The following is a 17038-nucleotide window of genomic DNA, read 5'->3' on the forward strand; positions in this document are numbered from 1 at the left end:
GTCTGGGTCACCTGGACGTAAAGCTAGACTGGAAAATGCGAGCCTTGAACACCATCACTAAAGCGGCGATCAATTTGGCGGCCATCAAGAAGGCGGCCCGGAAAGTGGCCGGATACATTGCGTGTGCCGCAGCCGTCGCGGTTGTCGCGGCTTGCCACGGCCTGCCGGAGAAGACCGACGAAACGGCAACGTGGAACAACAACAAATTATATACGGAGGCGAACGACGCCTTGTCCGGTGGTGATTACGGCAAGTGCGCCAAGTACTTCGAAATGCTCGAGGGGCGCGATCCGTTCGGCCACTTCGCCCAGCAGGCGCAGATCAATGTCGCTTACTGCAACTGGAAAGACAATGAAAACGCCGCCGCCGACCAGGCGATCGACCGCTTCATCCAGCTGCACCCGGATCATCCGGACATCGCTTATGCGTACTACCTGAAGGGCATGATCCACTTCAACGACGACCTCGGTCTGTTCGGCCGCTTCTCCGGTCAGGACATGAGCGAGCGCGATCCGAAGTCGCTGCGCGAATCGTACGACGCCTTCAAGATCGTCGTGGACAAGTACCCGAACAGCAAGTATGCGCCGGACGCAGCACAACGCATGCGCTATATCGTGAACGCGCTGGCGTCGCATGAAGTCCACGCGGCGGATTATTACTACCGCCGCGGCGCTTATGTCGCCGCGATCAATCGCGCGCAACTGGCACTCACGCAATACAAGAACGCGCCGGCTATTGAAGACGCACTGCATATCATGATGCTGTCGTATCAGAAGCTGAATCAGCCGCAACTGGCCGACGACACGAAGCGCGTGCTGGCCGGCACCTTCCCTGACAGCCCGTACATCACGGGTCATGCAAGGCCGGGTACGGAAAAGTCGTGGTGGCAGTTCTAAGCCGCGCCGCGTACTGAAAAGCAGCAGGAATAAAAAACGCCACGACTTCGGTCGTGGCGTTTTCGTTTGTGCGCTCCTTTTCGCCTCTGCCTTACGCTACCTTAGGCCGTCGCGCTGCCGCGCAGCGCCGACGCAACCAGGCGCGCCCGTCAGTCCCGCTCGAACAGCGCGATCGACTCCACATGCGACGTGTGCGGGAACATGTTGACCACGCCCGCGCCCACCAGCCGGTAGCCTGCTTCGTGCACGAGCAGACCGGCGTCGCGCGCGAGGGTCGCCGGCGCGCACGACACGTAGACGATGCGCTTCGGCAGCGGCCCGTTGCCGCTCTGCGCGATCTCAGCCAGCGCCTTGGCGACGGCCAGCGCGCCTTCGCGCGGCGGGTCGATGAGGAACTTGTCGAAGTGGCCGAGCGCGCGGATGTCGTCGGCGGTGACTTCGAACAGGTTGCGGCACGCAAACGACGTATGCCCCGCCACGCCATTCAGTTCGGCATTGGCGAGCGCACGCGAAGTCAGCACCTCGCTGCCTTCGATGCCCATCACTTCCTTCGAGATCCGCGCGAGCGGCAGCGTGAAGTTGCCGATCCCGCAAAACAGATCGAGCACGCGATCGGTGCGCGCCGGCGCCAGCAGACGCAGCGCGCGGCTCACCAGCACGCGGTTGATGGCGTGATTCACCTGGGTGAAGTCGGTCGGCTTGAACGGCATGCGAATGCCGTACTCCGGCAGCGTGTAGTCGAGCTCCACGTCGAGCGGATAGAACGGCGTGACCGTGTCCGGGCCGCCTGGCTGCAGCCAGAACTGCACCTTGTGCTCGTCGGCGAAATCGCGCAGCACCTGCTCGTCCGCTGCTGTGATGGGTTCGAGATTGCGCACCACCAACGCCGTCACCGACGAACCGACCGCCAGTTCGAGCTGCGGCATGCGGTCGTAGATCGACAGCTTGCGAACCATGAAGCGCAGCGGCATCAGCATGGCCGACACGTGCGGCGGCAGCACTTCGCAGGTTTTCATGTCGGCGATGTAGCTGCTCTTCTTCTCGTGGAAGCCGATCCGCATGCCGCCTTTTTCCGGCAGGAAGCGCACTGCCAGACGCGCACGGTAGCGATAACCCCAGGACGGACCGTGAATCGGCCGGAACACCGTTTCCGGGCGGAGTTTGGCAAGATGCTGGAGATTGTCTTCGAGCACGCGCTGCTTGACGGCCACCTGCGCGCGAATGTCCAGATGCTGCATCGAACAGCCGCCGCAGATATCGAAGTACGTGCATTTCGGCTTGGTGCGGATCACGCTCTCGCGGAATACCTGGACCACTTCGGCCTGCTCGAATTTCGGCTTGCTGCGATGTGTCGAGTAGCTCACGCGTTCGCCCGGCAGCGCGCCTTCGACGAAAATCACCTTGCCGGGCGAGCCGTCTTCGGTCTCGGTGCGGCCAACGCCGCGCGCTTCCATATCGAGCGAAACGATTTCAATGACCGGCTCGTTGCCGGTAACGACGTGTGCCGGCGCGGGCGGAGGCGTCTTGTGGCGCTTCGGCGCGCGGCGTTGGGGGGCAGTTCGGGACACCTGCTACTTCCTGACAAACTTGGGGGAAAGGCGAGATTGTAGACGAAGCGCCGCGCGTGGCCATCATCCGGCGCGGCGGGAATGGCCGCCAGACACATTAGCCACGATAACGGCGGTGGCGGCGGGAGACGGTGACGAGCGCCTCGCACCGCCTTGTACCTTGCGAGCCTCTCGTGCCTTTCGTGCCTTTGGAGCGAACGGCTGCGGCGGCCTCGCTGCTCTCTCCGCCCGGCGGAACCCCGTCATGGTTCGTCCGCGAGCGGCTTACTGATCGAATGCCGCCAGATATTCGGCCCATTGCGGCGCCGTTTCCAGCGCCAGCGCGTTCTTGACCAGGTTGATCTCGTCAGCATACTCCGCGGGTGAAAACGCGCCGCGGATCAACTGGAAGCGGCAATAGAGCAAGTACGTATTGACGACGTCGGTCTCGCAGTAATTGCGGATTTCCTCGATGCGCCCTTCCTGGTAGGCGTGCCACACCTGGCTGCCGTCCATGCCCATCTTGCCGGGGAAGCCGCACATCTTGGCGAGCGCGTCGAGCGGCGCGTTGGCGCGCGCCTGGTACATGGCGAGCACATCCATCAGATCCGTGTGACGCGCGTGATAGCGGCTGATGTAGTTGTTCCACTTGAACTCGCGGTCGTCCTCGCCGAGATCCCAGAACTTCTGAGCGGGAATGCCGTTGACGAGCGCCCGGTAGTTCAACACCGGCAGGTCGAAGCCGCCGCCGTTCCACGACACGAGCTGCGGCGTGTACTTCTCGATCACGCGATAAAACGACTGCACGAGCGCCGCCTCGCCGTCTTCCAGCGTGCCGAGCGAGCGCACGCGGAAGCCGTTGTTATCGCGGAACACGCAGGAAATTGCCGCAATCCGTTGCAGATGATGCGGCAGGAAATCGCTGCCGGTCTTTTCGCGGCGCGCGGCAAACGCATGCTCGGCGACTTCGGCGTCGCTCAGGTCGGCGGGCAAATCTTCGAGGCGGCGAATGCCGGCGACATCGGGAATGGTCTCGATGTCGAAAACAAGAATCGGTGTCATCAGGTTATAGAACGGCGTCCTTCCGAACACCGTTGGAGGCAAAGAAGCGCTTCAACCGCACGAGCGCTTCCTGTTGGATCTGGCGCACACGCTCGCGCGTGAGGCCCATTTCGTCGGCCAGCTCTTCGAGCGTGGCGGGTTCGATGTGATTCAGGCCGAAGCGGCGCTCGATCACATGGCGATGCTTGTCGGACAGCCGTGCCAGCCACGCGCGCGTGAGCGTTTCCAGTTCGCGGTGCTGCACTTCGGCATCCGGCGACTGGCTCTGATCGTCTGACAGCAGATCGAGCAGGCTGCTCGCGGGATCGAGATCGAGCGGCGCGTCCAGCGAAGCGGTGTGCTCGTTCAACGCGAGAATGTCCGTCACTTCGTCGGTGGTCTTGCCGGTCAGATAGGCAATGTCGTCGATGCTGGCGTCGCGGCGCTCGGCGGCTTCGCCGGAGTTCATCGAATTCTTTTCCAGATGGCGCTTGGCGCGCAGCACCTGATTGAGTTCACGGATCACGTGCACCGGCAAACGGACGGTGCGCGCCTGGTTCATGATCGCGCGCTCGATACTCTGGCGAATCCACCAGGTCGCATAGGTAGAAAACCGGAAGCCGCGCGTCGGATCGAATTTCTCGATCGCGTGCATCAGTCCGAGATTGCCTTCCTCGATCAGATCGAGCAACGGCACGCCGCGGTTCAGGTAACCCTTCGCAATGCTGACAACGAGCCTTAAATTGCGCTCGATCATGACCTGCCGCGCCTCGAACTCGCCTGCCTTGGCAAGACGCGAATACTTCTGCTCTTCCTCGACAGTCAGAAGCGGCTTGACGCTGATACGGTTCAGGTAGTGCTGGATCGTGTCGGCCGTCAGCTCGGCTTGCAACAGCGCGCGGAAATCGTCCGCGTCCGGCGCGGCTTCGCTCGCGCTTTCGCGGGCGTCACCGCCTTCGTCCGCGCCGCCCTGGCGTTCGTCGAGATCGCGCTCTTCCGCGATCTCCTCTTCCACTTCCGAAGCGCCGCTTTCATCCACCGAAGCGGACATAGCGTGGCTGATCGTCTCAGACTCGGCTTGCTGCGGCGGGCGCTTCGATTTCGGCATGGTCGTATCGCTTATTGCGGCGGCAAATACTTCAGTGGGTCGACAGGTTTACCCTGCCGGCGAACTTCGAAATGCAACATCACGCGGTCGGAATCGCTATTGCCCATCTCAGCGATCTTCTGCCCCTTCGTCACCGCATCCCCCTCTTTTACCATCAAAGAGCGGTTGTGTGCATACGCGGTGAGATAAGTTGCATCATGCTTGATGATAATGAGATTACCGTAACCACGCAGCCCATTTCCGGCATAAACCACGCGACCATCCGCCGACGCCTTCACCGCATCACCCGCGGCGCCGCCGATATTCACGCCCTTGTTGGTCGAGTCGTTGAAGGTGCCGAGCAGCGGCCCACGCACCGGCCAGGCGAACGCCACGTTGCCGGATGCACCGGTGTTCGAGTCGCTCGCCGCGCCCGGGTTGGCCGGCGGCGCCGACGACGCGTTGTTGGCGGCCGACCCGTAGAGCGGCGGTGCCGCGACACCCGCGGTCGCACCCGTGGCCGGCGCCGTGCTGCCGAGCGGCGCGCTCTGCACCGAAGCGCTGCCGCCGATCGGCGCGGTCGAGACACCCGGCGTGAGCGCCGCGGTGTTCGCACCCGGCGGTACGACACGCAACAACTGGTCGACTTCGATCTGATTCGGGTTGGTCAGATTGTTCCAGGCCGAAATGTCGCGGTAGTTCTGGCCGTTCTCCAGCGCGATCCGATACAGCGTGTCGCCCGGCTTCACGCGATAGTAGCCCGGCGGCGGCGGACCGAGCGGCACGGCCGGCTGCGCTGCTTGCGTGCTGAGCGTGCCGCCGCCGGAGCGGTCGACGACCGGCGCCTGGTCGAGCCGGGATGCACAGGCCGTCATCAACAGGGACAAGGCGAGCACGCACACGCTGCGCTGGGTTACGGTCATGGGGGCATTCAGTCTGGTTCTTTGCATCGCGCGCAACATACTCATCGGTGTCAAATCACTCCGGATTTTAAGGGTACAAAGAAAACGCGATCAAGCCGCGACTCGCGCCACTGCGCGGGTCCGAGGCGCTCGACCAGAGTCAGCACCTGGTTCTGGCCGTCCTGCGAGCCGACCGGCGCGACCAGACGGCCGCCGATCGCGAGTTGTTCAAGTAAGGCTTGCGGTACGTCGAGCCCCGCCGCGGCGATCACAATCGCGTCGAACGGTCCCGCCGACGGCAAACCGAGCCGCCCATCGCCGTAGTGCAGGCGGATGTTCGGAATGCGCAGCGGGCGCAAGTTTGTCTTCGCGCGCTCCGACAGCGGCTTGATACGTTCGATCGAGTACACCTCGCGCGCGACCTGGCTCAGTACGGCCGCCTGATAACCGCAGCCGGTGCCGATTTCCAGCACGTTATTCAGCGCGCGGCCGGCGGCGGCCAGTTCGATCATGCGGGCGACGACCGAGGGCTTGGAAATCGTCTGGTGATGGCCGATCGGCAATGCGGCATCTTCATAGGCTTGAGCCGCCAGCCCCGGATCGACGAACATGTGGCGCGGCACCACCGACATCGCGTTCAACACGCGCTGATCGGTCACGCCGTTCGCACGCAGGCGTTCGACCATCCGTTCGCGAACCCGTTCCGAAGTCAGCGCCAATGCGCCGCTCATCGCGCCGCTCAACGCGACGTTCGGCGCGGCACTGCGCTCGGTCGAGCGGGTGGCAGGCTTGGCCGGCGCCGGCTGCGACGCGGGGCGCGCAGTCGAATTCGGCACGGCGACCTTGGCCTGCGCTTTCATTGGCGCTTTCACCGGTGCGCTCGCCGGCGCTTTGGCGGAAGACGCGGCCAGCGGCTTTGGCGGCGTTGCCGCCGAGGGCTTGGCTTGCGGCTTCGCGTGCGCTGCGGTCTGCGCCCTCGCCTGTTGCTTCGATTGGGATTGACCCGTGGAACCAAGCGACGCGTTCTTCGCGGCTTGCGGACGTGCGTTCAGCGCCGCGCTCGCAGCCAGCGTCGCCGCGCGTATTTCGCCCGGGCGCCCTTCGGCCCGGCGCGGTTCCCGCACCAGGTCCTCGAGGCCGAGCGGAAAGCGCTTGGCGCGCTCGTTCGTCATGAAGCGCCGCTGCCGGCGCGCACCCAGTCGCGCGCTGCGGGCAGCATTTGCGTGTGGGTCAAGTCGAGCTGCAGCGGCGTGATCGACACATGGCCGTTGGCGACGGCGTGAAAGTCGGTGCCTTCGCTCGCGTCGCGCGCGCTGCCCGCCGGCCCGATCCAGTAGATCGGTTCGCCGCGCGGATTGGTTTGCCGGATCACCGGCTGCGACGGATGCCGCTTGCCGAGACGCGTAATCTGCCAGTCGCCGAGCTGCTCGTAGGGCAAATTCGGAATGTTGACGTTTAGAAGCGGATGTCCCGGCAACGGCTGCTCGAGATAATGGGCGACGATTTCGGTGGCGACGCGCACGGCGTCTTCGAGATGCACCCAGTCTTTATCGACCAGCGAGAACGCGATGGCCGGCACACCGAACATGATCCCCTCGGTGGCGGCGGCGACGGTGCCGGAATAGAGCGTGTCTTCGCCCATGTTCTGACCGTTGTTGATGCCCGAGACCACCAGGTCCGGCGTATGGTCGAGCATGCCCGTGAGCGCGATGTGCACCGAGTCGGTGGGCGTGCCGTTCACGTAGTAGAAACCATTGGCCGAACGCAGTACCGAGAGCGGCCGCGAGAGCGTCAAGGAATTCGACGCGCCGCTGCAATTCTGTTCGGGTGCCATCACGGTGACGTCAGCGATCGGCTTGAGCGCTTCGTAAAGCGCGGCAAGGCCGGGCGCCAGATAACCGTCGTCATTGCTGAGTAGGATTCGCATGCGGCGATTGTAACCGAGGAAAGAAGACGCGCGAACGACACGGCGGCCCATGCGCATGCGGTATGCAATGCGCACGCGCGGGAATCGCGCTTACCCCGCGCGAGTCGTTTGCCGCACGCGCATCGATCACCCGACAACCGTCCCGATGAGCGCAGGCAAGACAGTAAAAACGCACGATCGTGCTGATTGCTTTAGACTCAGAATACTTGCGAACCCCTGATCGACATGGAGACACGATGCGCGCGATTCGCTGTAATCAATATGGGCCGCCGGAAAGCCTGGTCGTCGAAAGCCTGCCCGACCTCGAAGCACCGCCGGGCCACGTCGTAATCGACGTCAAAGCCGCAGCCGTCAACTTTCCCGACGTGCTGATCATCGAGAACAAGTACCAGTTCAAACCGCCACTGCCCTTTACGCCCGGCTCGGAAGTCGCGGGCGTGGTGCGCGCGGTGGGCGCGGACGTCACGCAGTTCAAGCCAGGCTCGCGCGTGGTCGCCTTCACCGGTCAGGGCGGTTTCGCGGAACAGGCGCTGGCGCCGGTCAGCGCATGCGTGCCATTGGCGGACGGTGTTCCGTTCGAACTGGCGGCGGCCTTCACGTTGGCGTACGGCACCTCGCATCACGCCGTGGTCGATCGCGGTGCATTGCAGCCCGGCGAGACGATGCTGGTGCTGGGTGCGGCGGGCGGCGTTGGACTCGCGGCCGTGGAGATCGGCAAGGCGCTCGGCGCGCGCGTGATCGCAGCGGCATCGAGCGACGAGAAACTCGCGACCTGCGTCAAGCACGGCGCGGACGCCACCATCAACTACAGCACCGAGGATCTGCGCGAGCGCATCAAGGCGCTCACCGACGGGAAAGGCCCGGATGTGATCTACGACCCCGTCGGCGGCGTGTATGCGGAGCCGGCGTTTCGCAGCATCGGCTGGCGTGGGCGTTATCTCGTGGTTGGCTTTGCGAACGGCGAGATTCCGAAGCTGCCGCTCAACCTGACGCTGCTCAAAGGCGCAAGTCTGGTCGGCGTGTTCTGGGGTGACTTTGCGAAGCGCGAGCCGCAGCATAATCATGCGGCGTTCCAGCAGATGACCCGCTGGATCGCAGAAGGCAAGCTTAAACCGTATGTGTCGGCGCGTTATTCACTCGAAGAAACCGGGCGCGCGCTGCGTGACATGGCTGAACGTCGCGTGATCGGGAAGGTAGTGGTGACGCCTTAGTCGAAGCGGAGAGTGCGCTTGAGCGAAGCTTGATCGGGCGGCTCGTTCAAGCGGCTCCTTCGAGCGCCCAGAAAAAACGGCGCGCGGGCATCCACCCCGCGCGCCGTTTTCGTTCATGCATTGCGCCGCATAACTTGGCGCTCGCGGAGCTACAGCTTTTCCGTATCGCCCGTCTTGGGCTGCCACTTCATCAAGCGCCGCTCGCCCATACCGACGATGGCATCCAGAATCAGCGCGAACGCGGTCAGCACGAGGATCCCGGCAAACACGGTATTGATATCGAAGGTGCCTTCGGCCTGCAGAATCAGATAACCGACGCCGCGCGCCGAGCCGAGATACTCCCCCACCACCGAGCCGACGAACGCCAGCCCCACTGAAGTATGCAAGCTGGAAAACACCCAGCTCATCGCACTCGGCAAGTAGACGAAGCGCAGCAACTGCTTGCGGTTGGCGCCGAGCATGCGCGCGTTGGCGAGCACGACCGGACTGACTTCCTTCACGCCCTGATAGACGTTGAAGAACACGATAAAAAACACCAGCGTGACGCCGAGCGCCACCTTGGACCAGATGCCGAGGCCAAACCACACACCGAAGATCGGCGCGAGAATCACGCGCGGCATCGAGTTGGCGGCTTTGATATACGGATCGAATAGCGCGCTCGCGAGCGGCGACAACGCGAGCCACAGGCCTACGCCGAGTCCGAGCGCCGTGCCGAGCGTAAACGCGAGCACGGTTTCGACCAGCGTGATCCACAGGTGCAGATAGATCTCGCCGCCCGTGAACCATTCCCAGATCCGCTGCAGCACCTTCTGCGGCTCGCCGAAGAAGAACGCCGCTTTGTTCGGGTCGTCGAAATAGAACGCCGGCAGCAGCGTGGGACTGGTCAGCACGTACCAGAGCACGAAGCACAGCACGAGCAGCAGCCATTGCCAGATCACCAGATTCGCCCGGTTCGGGCGCAACGTCTTCCACATGACTCGGTTTGCCTTCGACGATTAATGGACACTAACCAGGGACGCCAACCCATGACGCCAATACGTGACGCAATGACGTGACGCGCCTAAACAGCCGTGAGCTGCTGTTGATAGCCTTTGAGCACCTCATCGCGCAGCACGCTCCAGATCTGCGCATGCAATTCGACGAAGCGCGGATGCGCGCGGATTTCCGCCACATCACGCGGACGCGGCAGATCGATCGTGAATTCGCCGATCGGATGCGTGCCCGGCCCCGCGGACAGCACCACCACGCGGTCGGACATGGAGATCGCTTCGTCGAGATCGTGCGTGATGAACAACACCGCTTTGCGTTTGGCCGCCCACAGGTCGAGCAACTCGTTTTCCATCAACTGACGCGTCTGGATATCGAGCGCGGAAAACGGCTCGTCCATCAGGATGATGTCGGGATCGAGAATCAGCGTCTGCGCCATCGCGACGCGCTTGCGCATGCCGCCCGATAGTTGATGCGGATAACGATCGCCGAAACCGCCGAGACCGACGCGTTTTAACCACTCGTCGGCTTTCACGCGTGCTTCAGCGGGCGGCACGCCATGAAAAGCGAGGCCGGCCATGACGTTGTCGATGGCCGAGCGCCACGGCATCAGCGCGTCGGCCTGGAACATGTAACCGGCGCGCCGGTTGATGCCCTGGAGCGGCTCGCCGAACACGCTGACCGTGCCCGACGACGGACCCAGCAGGCCCGCGCCGACATTGAGCAGCGTGGATTTACCGCAGCCGGTCGGGCCGACCACCGAGACGAATTCGCCCGGCGCGATGCGCAAGGTAGTGTCCTTCACCGCGGTGTAGCGCTGCGCGCGATTGTCGCGCGCAGCGAACGTGCAGGTGATGTTGTCGAGCGCCAGTGCGGCAACTGTCATCGTTCAGCTCGCTTCGAAGATCGGATTCGGTGTGTGATCGCGTCATGGCAAACGGGCCCGCGGCGAGCGCGGCGAAGGTGGTGGCCGCCGCCTCGCGGCCCGCTCGCCCTCACCCGGCTCACGCCTTGACGGTGCTCAGCGCTTTCTTGACGAAGTCGTTGGTCCACGTCTTCGACAGATCGATCGGCTTGCCCTGGACGTTCGGGTCGAACGCCTGCAACGTCTTCAGCGAGGTCGCGGGGCCGTCCGCCGGCATCAGGCCGTCGGGCGACATGGCTTCCTTCACGTGCTGCCACGCGTCCAGATACACCGCGCGATCGCCGAGCAGATAGCCTTCCGGCACCGTGTTGATCAATTCGCTGCCGGTCGCCGTTTGCAGCCACTTGAGCGCGCGCACCATCGCGTTGGTCAGCGCCTGCGTGGTATTGGGATTCTTCGTGATGAAACTTTGCGACGCATACAGGCAACCCGCCGGCATGTCGCCGCCGAACACGCTGCGCGTATCGGCGAGCGTACGCGTATCCGACACGACGCGAATCTCGCCGGTGCGTTCGAGCTTGGTCATCACCGGGTCGAGATTGGCGAGAGCGTCGATCTGCCCCGACTGCAACGCGGCGATCGCGCCGGCGCCCGCGCCCACGCCGATGAAGGCGACGTCTTTCGCGGTCAGCCCGGCTTTCGCCAACACAAAGCTCGCCATGATCGAGGTCGACGAACCCGGCGCGGTCACGCCGATTTTCTTGCCCTTCAGATCGGCAATCGATTTGTAGTTCGGCATGGTCTTCTTCGAGACCGCCAGCACGATCTGCGGCGCGCGTCCCTGCAGGACGAATTCGCGGAACATCTGTTTTTGCGCCTGCAGCAGCAAGGTGTGCTCGAACGCGCCGGACACCACATCCGCGCTGCCGCCAACCGCCGCCTTCAACGCCTGCGAGCCGCCGGCGAAGTCGGAAATCTCGACCTCGAGCCCTTCGTCCTTGAAGTAGTTGCGACGCTCGGCGATGGTGAGCGGCAAGTAGTAAAACAGGTTCTTGCCGCCGACCGCGATCGCCACCTTGGTGGTTTCAGGTTTGCCCTGCGCGAAAGCGAGCGGTGTGGCGGCGAGCGAGGCGCCCGCGAGCGCGGCCGTACCGGCGAGAAAGCTTCTCCGTTGCATGGTCTCGAGTCTCCAAACTTTTGTTGTCCGTTGTTTCGGCTTTATTGTTTGCCGCGGCGTGCACACTCAAACTATTTGTTGCGCGTGCAACCTTGCAATGTGGTCAGAATCATAACCTAGCGACTGCAGGACTTCATCGGTATGTTCACCCAGTTCCGGGCCCAGCCAGCGCGTCTCGCCGGGCGTTGCCGAGAGCTTGGGCGTGACCGACGGCAGCGTGATTTCCTGGCCGTCCTGCCACTTGAAGCGCTGGATCATCTGGCGCGCCATGAACTGCGGATCGGTGAACATGTCCGCCACGCTGTAGATGCGGCCCACCGGCACGTCGGCCGCATTCAGCACGGCGAGGGCTTCGTCGATGGTGCGCGTGGCGAGCCACGCGGCGATCGCACCGTCGATTTCCTGGGTGCGCGGCACGCGGCCGTCGTTGTGCGCGAGCGCCGGGTCGTTGGCGAGATCCTCGCGGTCGATTGCGATCATCAGGCGCTTGAAGATCGGATCGCTATTGCCGCCGATCACGATGCTGCCGTCGCGGCACGGATACGTATTGGACGGCACGATACCCGGCAGCGACGCGCCGGTGCGCTCGCGCACCATGCCGTACACGCCGTATTCGGGCACCACGCTCTCCATCATGTTGAAGACGGCCTCGTAAAGCGCGACATCGACCACCTGCCCCTTGCCGCCGTTCACCTGCTTGTGATGCAGCGCCATCAGCGCGCCGATCACGCCGTGCAGCGCGGCAATCGAATCGCCGATCGAAATGCCGATGCGCGGCGGCGGCAAATCCGGATAGCCGGTGATATGACGCAAGCCGCCCATCGATTCCGCGATTGCACCGAAGCCAGGCCGGTCGCGATACGGACCGGTCTGGCCGTAGCCGGACAGGCGCACCATGACGAGTCCGGGGTTTTCCGCGGACAGCACGTCGTACCCGAGACCGAGTTTCTCCAGCAAGCCCGGCCGGAAATTTTCGACGACGATATCCGCTTCCTTCGCGAGGCGCCGCACGATCTCCTTGCCCTCTTCGGCCTTCAGATTGATCGTGACGGATTTCTTGTTACGCGCCTGCACGGCCCACCAGAGCGACGTGCCGCCGACTTCCGGATAGAGCTTGCGCCATTTGCGCAGCGGGTCGCCGCCTTTGGGATCTTCGATCTTGATGACGTCGGCGCCGAATTCGCCGAGAAAGCGCGCGGCGAACGGACCGGCGATCAGCGTGCCCAGTTCCAGCACCTTGACGCCGGCGAGCGGGCCGGTTTTGTTCTGAGGCGCGGCGCTCGCGTTTGATTCAGGGGTGACGCTCATGTGTCTCCTTGGTTCTGGTCCTGGCGCGCGCCGCGTTGCGTTCCCGCCGATGCCTCGGGCTACATCGAGCGGCGGTCGAGCATTGCGCGGGCAATCGTGCCGGCGTCGACATACTCGAGTTCGCCGCCCACCGGCACGCCGCGTGCGAGACGCGTGACGGCGAGTCCGCGCGCCTTGAGCGTTTGCCCGAGGTAATGCGCGGTCGCCTCGCCTTCGTTGGTGAAATTGGTTGCGAGCACGACTTCCTTGACGACGCCATCGGAGGCGCGTCTGACGAGCCGGTCGAAATGAATCTCCTTCGGACCGATGCCGTCGAGCGGACTCAGGCGTCCCATCAGCACGAAATAGAGCCCGCGATAGGTCATGGTCTGCTCGAGCATGATCTGATCGGCGGGTGTCTCGACGACGCACAGCAACGTGGGATCGCGCTCCTCGTCGAGACAGACCTCGCAGATCTGCGCTTCGGTGAAGGTGTTGCACTTCTCGCAGTGCTGCAGATGCTCGGTGGCGAACAGCAGCGAGCGGCCGAGTTTTTCGGCGCCGTCGCGGTCGTGCTGCATCAGATGGTACGCCATGCGTTGCGCGGACTTCGGCCCGACACCGGGCAGCGCGCGCAGCGCTTCGACGAGCGCCGACAAGGCGGAGGGTTGTTTCATGCGGATCGGCGTCGAAGTGAGTAGTGCCCGGCTATACGGGTGGCGATACAGGTAATTCGATCGGCTTCAATCATTCCGACGACGGCCCGAACCGGTGCGCGCGAGGTGCATCTCGGCCAGGCCGCGGCCAGTTGGATCAAACCGGCACACGCGCACAGCGCGAGCGGCGCTGGCAGCCGCTACGGCACCGACAGCACGCATCGCTCGCGCTTTGTGGCGCGATTCACGCCACGGCAACAGCAGTCGCGGCGCGGACACCGCCTTGCGGCGGCGTCGGTCAGAACGGCAGCTTGAAGCCCGGCGGCAGCGGCAGGCCCGAGGTCATGCCGCCCATCTTTTCCTGGGCGGTGGCTTCGGCCTTGCGCACGGCGTCGTTGAATGCAGCGGCGACGAGGTCTTCCAGCATGTCCTTGTCGTCGGCGAGCAGGCTCGGGTCGATCGACACGCGGCGCACGTCGTTCTTGCAGGTCATCGTCACCTTCACGAGACCGGCGCCCGACTGCCCCTCGACTTCAATCAGCGCGAGTTGCTCCTGCATCTTCTTCATGTTTTCCTGCATCTGCTGGGCTTGCTTCATCAGCCCGGCGAGTTGGCCTTTCATCATGGACATGCTCCTTCTTGATAGCGTGAAATTCGGAAATCGGGCGCGTAATGGCGTATCGCGCGGCGAATCAGTGGACCGACGGCGCGCCGTTCGAGCCGGCGTCCGGAGTAATCGGGCGGATCGAGCCGGGCACGATGCTCGCGCCGAACTCGCGGATCAGTGACTGCACGAACGGATCGGCACCGATCTCGCGCTCCGCTTCCTGCTGACGCTGCGCGCGCTGGGCGGCGTCATGCGCGGCGGCCGTGCGGCGCGCGGGACCGACTTCGACCAGCACGTCGACAGTCTGGCCGAGCCTGTCGGCGAGCGCGGTTTTCAGTTTGGCGACCTGCGAGGCTTCGGCATACTGCGGCACAGGCACGTTCAGTTTGAGCGTGTTGCCTTCGAGCGCCATCAGTTCGCTGTTGAACGCAAGCTGATACGAAATGCCCTTGAGCGGCAGGTCGACGGCGAGCGCCGGCCAGTCACCCTTGAAGCCCAGCGCATCGAGCGGCACGGCGGGCGGCAGCGGACGTTGATCGACAACCGGCGCCGGCGTGGGCGCGGCACTCACGCGGACGTCGTCCGGGCCGCTGTCGAACACCGGCATGTAACCGTCGTCCGGCAGGCCGTAATAGCCTTCGTCCGCGGCCGTGAGCGGCATGTATTCGTCAGGCGGCATATCGTCCCACGGCGGCACCGACGAGCCGTTCTGCTCGGCGCCACTACGCTGGGCCGGTGACGCGGACGCTGACGGCCGAGCCGCAGGCGCTGCAGGCGCGGCGTCCTGCTGCGGCGCACGGCGCGGCGTGCCCGGCGTCGGCACGGGAACGACCACGCGCGGTGCGGCCGGTTTCGGCGTGGCCGGCGCGGCGGGCTTCGCGGCAGAGGCTCGGCCACGATCCGAGGACACCTTCAAACCGGCGCTGCGCAAGACGTCGAGAGCGGCGCTCGCGCCACCTGCGCGACGTGGCGCGGCGTCGGCTGCGGGCGGCGGCTCTTGCGACGGCGCCGCCGCGGCAGCTTGCTCCGTGCGCGCGAGCGCGGCGGCTGCCGGTGCGCTTAGTGAAGAGGCGGGTGCTGCGTCATCGGGCGCTGCGGTCGCGGAGACTTCATTCGAAGCGGGTTCGTTAAGGCCCGCAGCTGCGGAAAAATCATTCGAAGCCGCACCGTTGAATCCCGCGCTTGCGGAGACTTCATTCGAAGCCGGATCGCCGAGACCAGTGCCCACGGAAACGTCATTCGCGACCGGATTGGCGGGCGCGTCGTCCCACGGCGCCAACGCGGGTGCTCGGGCGGTCACTGACGTCGGCGCCGAATTCGATTCGTCAACACCCGCCGCCGACTCGGCAATGACTGCCGGTTCCGCGGCAGGCGATTGCACTGCTGACGTGCCCTGAACGGAATTGGCTGGCGCCGCTTGAATCCCACCAACTGCCGCCCGCGCTTCAACTGGATTATTGGCGTGCTCCGCAGCACGCGTTGCGGATTCGACCGATGCGTGAACCGCAGGGCCCTTGTCAGCCGGCGCAGCGTCGCGAGACTGTGTTTCACGAACGGGCGCGGCAACGTTCAATTGCGCCTCCCGCGAAGCTCCCGGCACGGCGCTCGAAGCCGTGACCGCCGGCGAACCCGACGCGCCGCGTTCAGCGGCCACTGCCGGCGCACCAGTGCGCCTCGCCCCACCCGACCCTGCCTGGCCAGCCGCGCGCGAGCCACCCACCGCCCCACCGCCGCCGCCCGTAGGCGCCGGTTCAAACGCCAGCATGCGCAACAGCGTCATGGTGAAGCCGGCGTATTCGTCGGGAGCGAGACCCAGTTCGCTCCTGCCGATCGTCGCGATCTGATAGAACAACTGCACCTGTTCGGCGCTGAGCGCTTCAGCAAAGCGGCGCAAATCGCTCGCCTCGGGCCACTCGTCCAGCACCGACGACGGAGCGAACTGCGCCCACGCGACCCGATGCAGCAGACTCGCCAGATCCTGCAACGCCGTCGAAAACGACAGGCTGCGCAACGCCATCTCGTCGGCCACCGCGAGGACCGCAGCGCCATCGCCATCGGCAAGCGCGTCGAGCAGACGAATCAGGTAGCTCTGATCGAGCGCGCCGAGCATGCCGCGCACCGCTTCTTCATTCACCTGATTGGCCGAATAGGCAATCGCCTGATCGGTCAGCGAAAGCGCGTCGCGCATCGAGCCGTCGGCCGCGCGCGCGAGCAGGCGCAGCGCCTGGGCGTCGTACGGCACCTTCTCTTCGCCGAGAATGTGCTCGAGATGCGAGACGATATGGCCGGCGGGCATCTGCTTCAGATTGAATTGCAGACAGCGCGACAGCACCGTGACCGGAATCTTTTGCGGGTCCGTGGTGGCGAGAATGAACTTGACGTGCGCAGGCGGCTCTTCCAGCGTCTTCAGCATCGCGTTGAAGGCGTGATTGGTGAGCATGTGCACTTCGTCGATCATGTAGACCTTGAAGCGCGCATCCACCGGCGCATACACGGCGCGCTCCAGCAGCGCCGCCATTTCGTCGACGCCGCGATTACTCGCCGCGTCCATCTCCACATAATCGACAAAGCGGCCCTCGTCGATCTCGCGGCACGCACGGCACACGCCGCACGGCGTGGAGGTCACGCCGGTTTCGCAATTCAGCGCCTTGGCGAAGATGCGCGACAGCGTGGTTTTGCCGACGCCGCGCGTGCCGGTAAACAGATAGGCATGGTGCAGACGGCCACCGTCGAGCGCGTGCGTGAGCGCGCGCACCACGTGCTCCTGTCCGACGAGCGAAGCGAAATCCTTCGGCCGCCATTTGCGTGCGAGAACTTGATAGGTCATCCGGAAATTGTATCAGTAACA

15 protein-coding genes are annotated in these 17038 nt (G+C 64.4%); 2 read left to right on the forward strand and 13 right to left on the reverse strand.

Going from position 1 to position 17038, the window contains the following annotated elements:
- Positions 1 to 35 precede the first annotated feature (35 nt).
- A complete protein-coding gene (locus tag P0D68_RS08475) occupies positions 36 to 896 on the forward strand; it encodes an outer membrane protein assembly factor BamD (protein ID WP_091794483.1) in 861 nt (286 codons plus the stop codon).
- Between the two features lie 149 nt (positions 897 to 1045).
- Here the strand turns inward: P0D68_RS08475 and rlmD are convergent, their stop codons facing one another.
- The 6 genes from rlmD to surE form a co-directional block, all read right to left on the reverse strand.
- Entirely contained in the window at positions 1046 to 2464 is a 1419-nt protein-coding gene (gene rlmD / locus P0D68_RS08480) for a 23S rRNA (uracil(1939)-C(5))-methyltransferase RlmD (protein ID WP_408293310.1), read from the reverse strand.
- A gap of 264 nt (positions 2465 to 2728) precedes the next feature.
- Positions 2729 to 3505 carry a 3'-5' exonuclease gene (locus P0D68_RS08485; RefSeq protein WP_408293313.1) on the reverse strand — a complete coding sequence of 259 codons (777 nt, stop codon included), beginning with the start codon at positions 3503 to 3505 and terminating at the stop codon, positions 2729 to 2731.
- 4 nt (positions 3506 to 3509) lie between these two features.
- The gene (gene rpoS / locus P0D68_RS08490; RefSeq protein ID WP_091794490.1) at positions 3510 to 4592 is read right to left on the reverse strand and encodes an RNA polymerase sigma factor RpoS; all 1083 of its coding nucleotides are present in this window, start codon (positions 4590 to 4592) and stop codon (positions 3510 to 3512) included.
- 11 nt (positions 4593 to 4603) lie between these two features.
- A complete protein-coding gene (locus P0D68_RS08495) occupies positions 4604 to 5539 on the reverse strand; it encodes a peptidoglycan DD-metalloendopeptidase family protein (RefSeq protein ID WP_091794492.1) in 936 nt (311 codons plus the stop codon).
- 5 nt (positions 5540 to 5544) lie between these two features.
- Positions 5545 to 6645, reverse strand: coding sequence for a protein-L-isoaspartate(D-aspartate) O-methyltransferase (locus P0D68_RS08500; protein WP_408293317.1), 1101 nt, complete (start codon positions 6643 to 6645; stop codon positions 5545 to 5547).
- A complete protein-coding gene (gene surE, locus P0D68_RS08505) occupies positions 6642 to 7400 on the reverse strand; it encodes a 5'/3'-nucleotidase SurE (protein ID WP_091800552.1) in 759 nt (252 codons plus the stop codon). The genes P0D68_RS08500 and surE overlap by 4 nt, the downstream gene beginning before the upstream one ends.
- Before the next feature lie 236 nt (positions 7401 to 7636).
- On the opposite strand from surE, the gene P0D68_RS08510 reads away from it, so the two are divergent.
- Entirely contained in the window at positions 7637 to 8611 is a 975-nt protein-coding gene (locus P0D68_RS08510) for an NADPH:quinone oxidoreductase family protein (protein WP_408183231.1), read from the forward strand.
- Between the two features lie 149 nt (positions 8612 to 8760).
- On the opposite strand, the gene P0D68_RS08515 is transcribed toward P0D68_RS08510, so the two are convergent.
- The 7 genes from P0D68_RS08515 to dnaX all read right to left on the reverse strand — a co-directional run bounded on the left by P0D68_RS08515 (position 8761) and on the right by dnaX (position 17017).
- Positions 8761 to 9585, reverse strand: coding sequence for an ABC transporter permease (locus tag P0D68_RS08515; RefSeq protein WP_007182066.1), 825 nt, complete (start codon positions 9583 to 9585; stop codon positions 8761 to 8763).
- An 86-nt stretch (positions 9586 to 9671) separates the two neighbouring features.
- Positions 9672 to 10484, reverse strand: a complete 813-nt coding sequence (locus P0D68_RS08520) for an ABC transporter ATP-binding protein (protein WP_091794501.1) — start codon at positions 10482 to 10484, stop codon at positions 9672 to 9674.
- A 118-nt stretch (positions 10485 to 10602) separates the two neighbouring features.
- Positions 10603 to 11640, reverse strand: a complete 1038-nt coding sequence (locus P0D68_RS08525; protein WP_091794503.1) for an ABC transporter substrate-binding protein — start codon at positions 11638 to 11640, stop codon at positions 10603 to 10605.
- A gap of 66 nt (positions 11641 to 11706) precedes the next feature.
- Positions 11707 to 12948 carry a CaiB/BaiF CoA transferase family protein gene (locus P0D68_RS08530; RefSeq protein ID WP_091794505.1) on the reverse strand — a complete coding sequence of 414 codons (1242 nt, stop codon included), beginning with the start codon at positions 12946 to 12948 and terminating at the stop codon, positions 11707 to 11709.
- Between the two features lie 59 nt (positions 12949 to 13007).
- Positions 13008 to 13604, reverse strand: a complete 597-nt coding sequence (gene recR, locus P0D68_RS08535; RefSeq protein WP_011488245.1) for a recombination mediator RecR — start codon at positions 13602 to 13604, stop codon at positions 13008 to 13010.
- Between the two features lie 277 nt (positions 13605 to 13881).
- A complete protein-coding gene (locus P0D68_RS08540) occupies positions 13882 to 14208 on the reverse strand; it encodes a YbaB/EbfC family nucleoid-associated protein (RefSeq protein WP_007182071.1) in 327 nt (108 codons plus the stop codon).
- Between the two features lie 67 nt (positions 14209 to 14275).
- Positions 14276 to 17017 (reverse strand): DNA polymerase III subunit gamma/tau, encoded by a 2742-nt coding sequence (gene dnaX, locus P0D68_RS08545; protein WP_408293324.1) that lies wholly within the window; start codon positions 17015 to 17017, stop codon positions 14276 to 14278.
- Positions 17018 to 17038 lie beyond the last annotated feature (21 nt).

The sequence above is a fragment of the Paraburkholderia sp. RL17-380-BIE-A genome (assembly GCF_046028085.1).
GTDB lineage: Bacteria > Pseudomonadota > Gammaproteobacteria > Burkholderiales > Burkholderiaceae > Paraburkholderia.

Coding starts and splice junctions, on each gene's coding strand:
- P0D68_RS08500 (WP_408293317.1), bottom strand. CDS start 6,645: ATGACGAACGAGCGCGCCAAGCGCTTTCCGCTCGGCCTCGAGGACCTG.
- recR (WP_011488245.1), bottom strand. CDS start 13,604: ATGAAACAACCCTCCGCCTTGTCGGCGCTCGTCGAAGCGCTGCGCGCG.
- P0D68_RS08495 (WP_091794492.1), bottom strand. CDS start 5,539: ATGAGTATGTTGCGCGCGATGCAAAGAACCAGACTGAATGCCCCCATG.
- rpoS (WP_091794490.1), bottom strand. CDS start 4,592: ATGCCGAAATCGAAGCGCCCGCCGCAGCAAGCCGAGTCTGAGACGATC.
- P0D68_RS08510 (WP_408183231.1), top strand. CDS start 7,637: ATGCGCGCGATTCGCTGTAATCAATATGGGCCGCCGGAAAGCCTGGTC.
- dnaX (WP_408293324.1), bottom strand. CDS start 17,017: ATGACCTATCAAGTTCTCGCACGCAAATGGCGGCCGAAGGATTTCGCT.
- P0D68_RS08540 (WP_007182071.1), bottom strand. CDS start 14,208: ATGATGAAAGGCCAACTCGCCGGGCTGATGAAGCAAGCCCAGCAGATG.
- P0D68_RS08525 (WP_091794503.1), bottom strand. CDS start 11,640: ATGCAACGGAGAAGCTTTCTCGCCGGTACGGCCGCGCTCGCGGGCGCC.
- P0D68_RS08485 (WP_408293313.1), bottom strand. CDS start 3,505: ATGACACCGATTCTTGTTTTCGACATCGAGACCATTCCCGATGTCGCC.
- P0D68_RS08520 (WP_091794501.1), bottom strand. CDS start 10,484: ATGACAGTTGCCGCACTGGCGCTCGACAACATCACCTGCACGTTCGCT.
- surE (WP_091800552.1), bottom strand. CDS start 7,400: ATGCGAATCCTACTCAGCAATGACGACGGTTATCTGGCGCCCGGCCTT.
- P0D68_RS08530 (WP_091794505.1), bottom strand. CDS start 12,948: ATGAGCGTCACCCCTGAATCAAACGCGAGCGCCGCGCCTCAGAACAAA.
- P0D68_RS08515 (WP_007182066.1), bottom strand. CDS start 9,585: ATGTGGAAGACGTTGCGCCCGAACCGGGCGAATCTGGTGATCTGGCAA.
- P0D68_RS08475 (WP_091794483.1), top strand. CDS start 36: ATGCGAGCCTTGAACACCATCACTAAAGCGGCGATCAATTTGGCGGCC.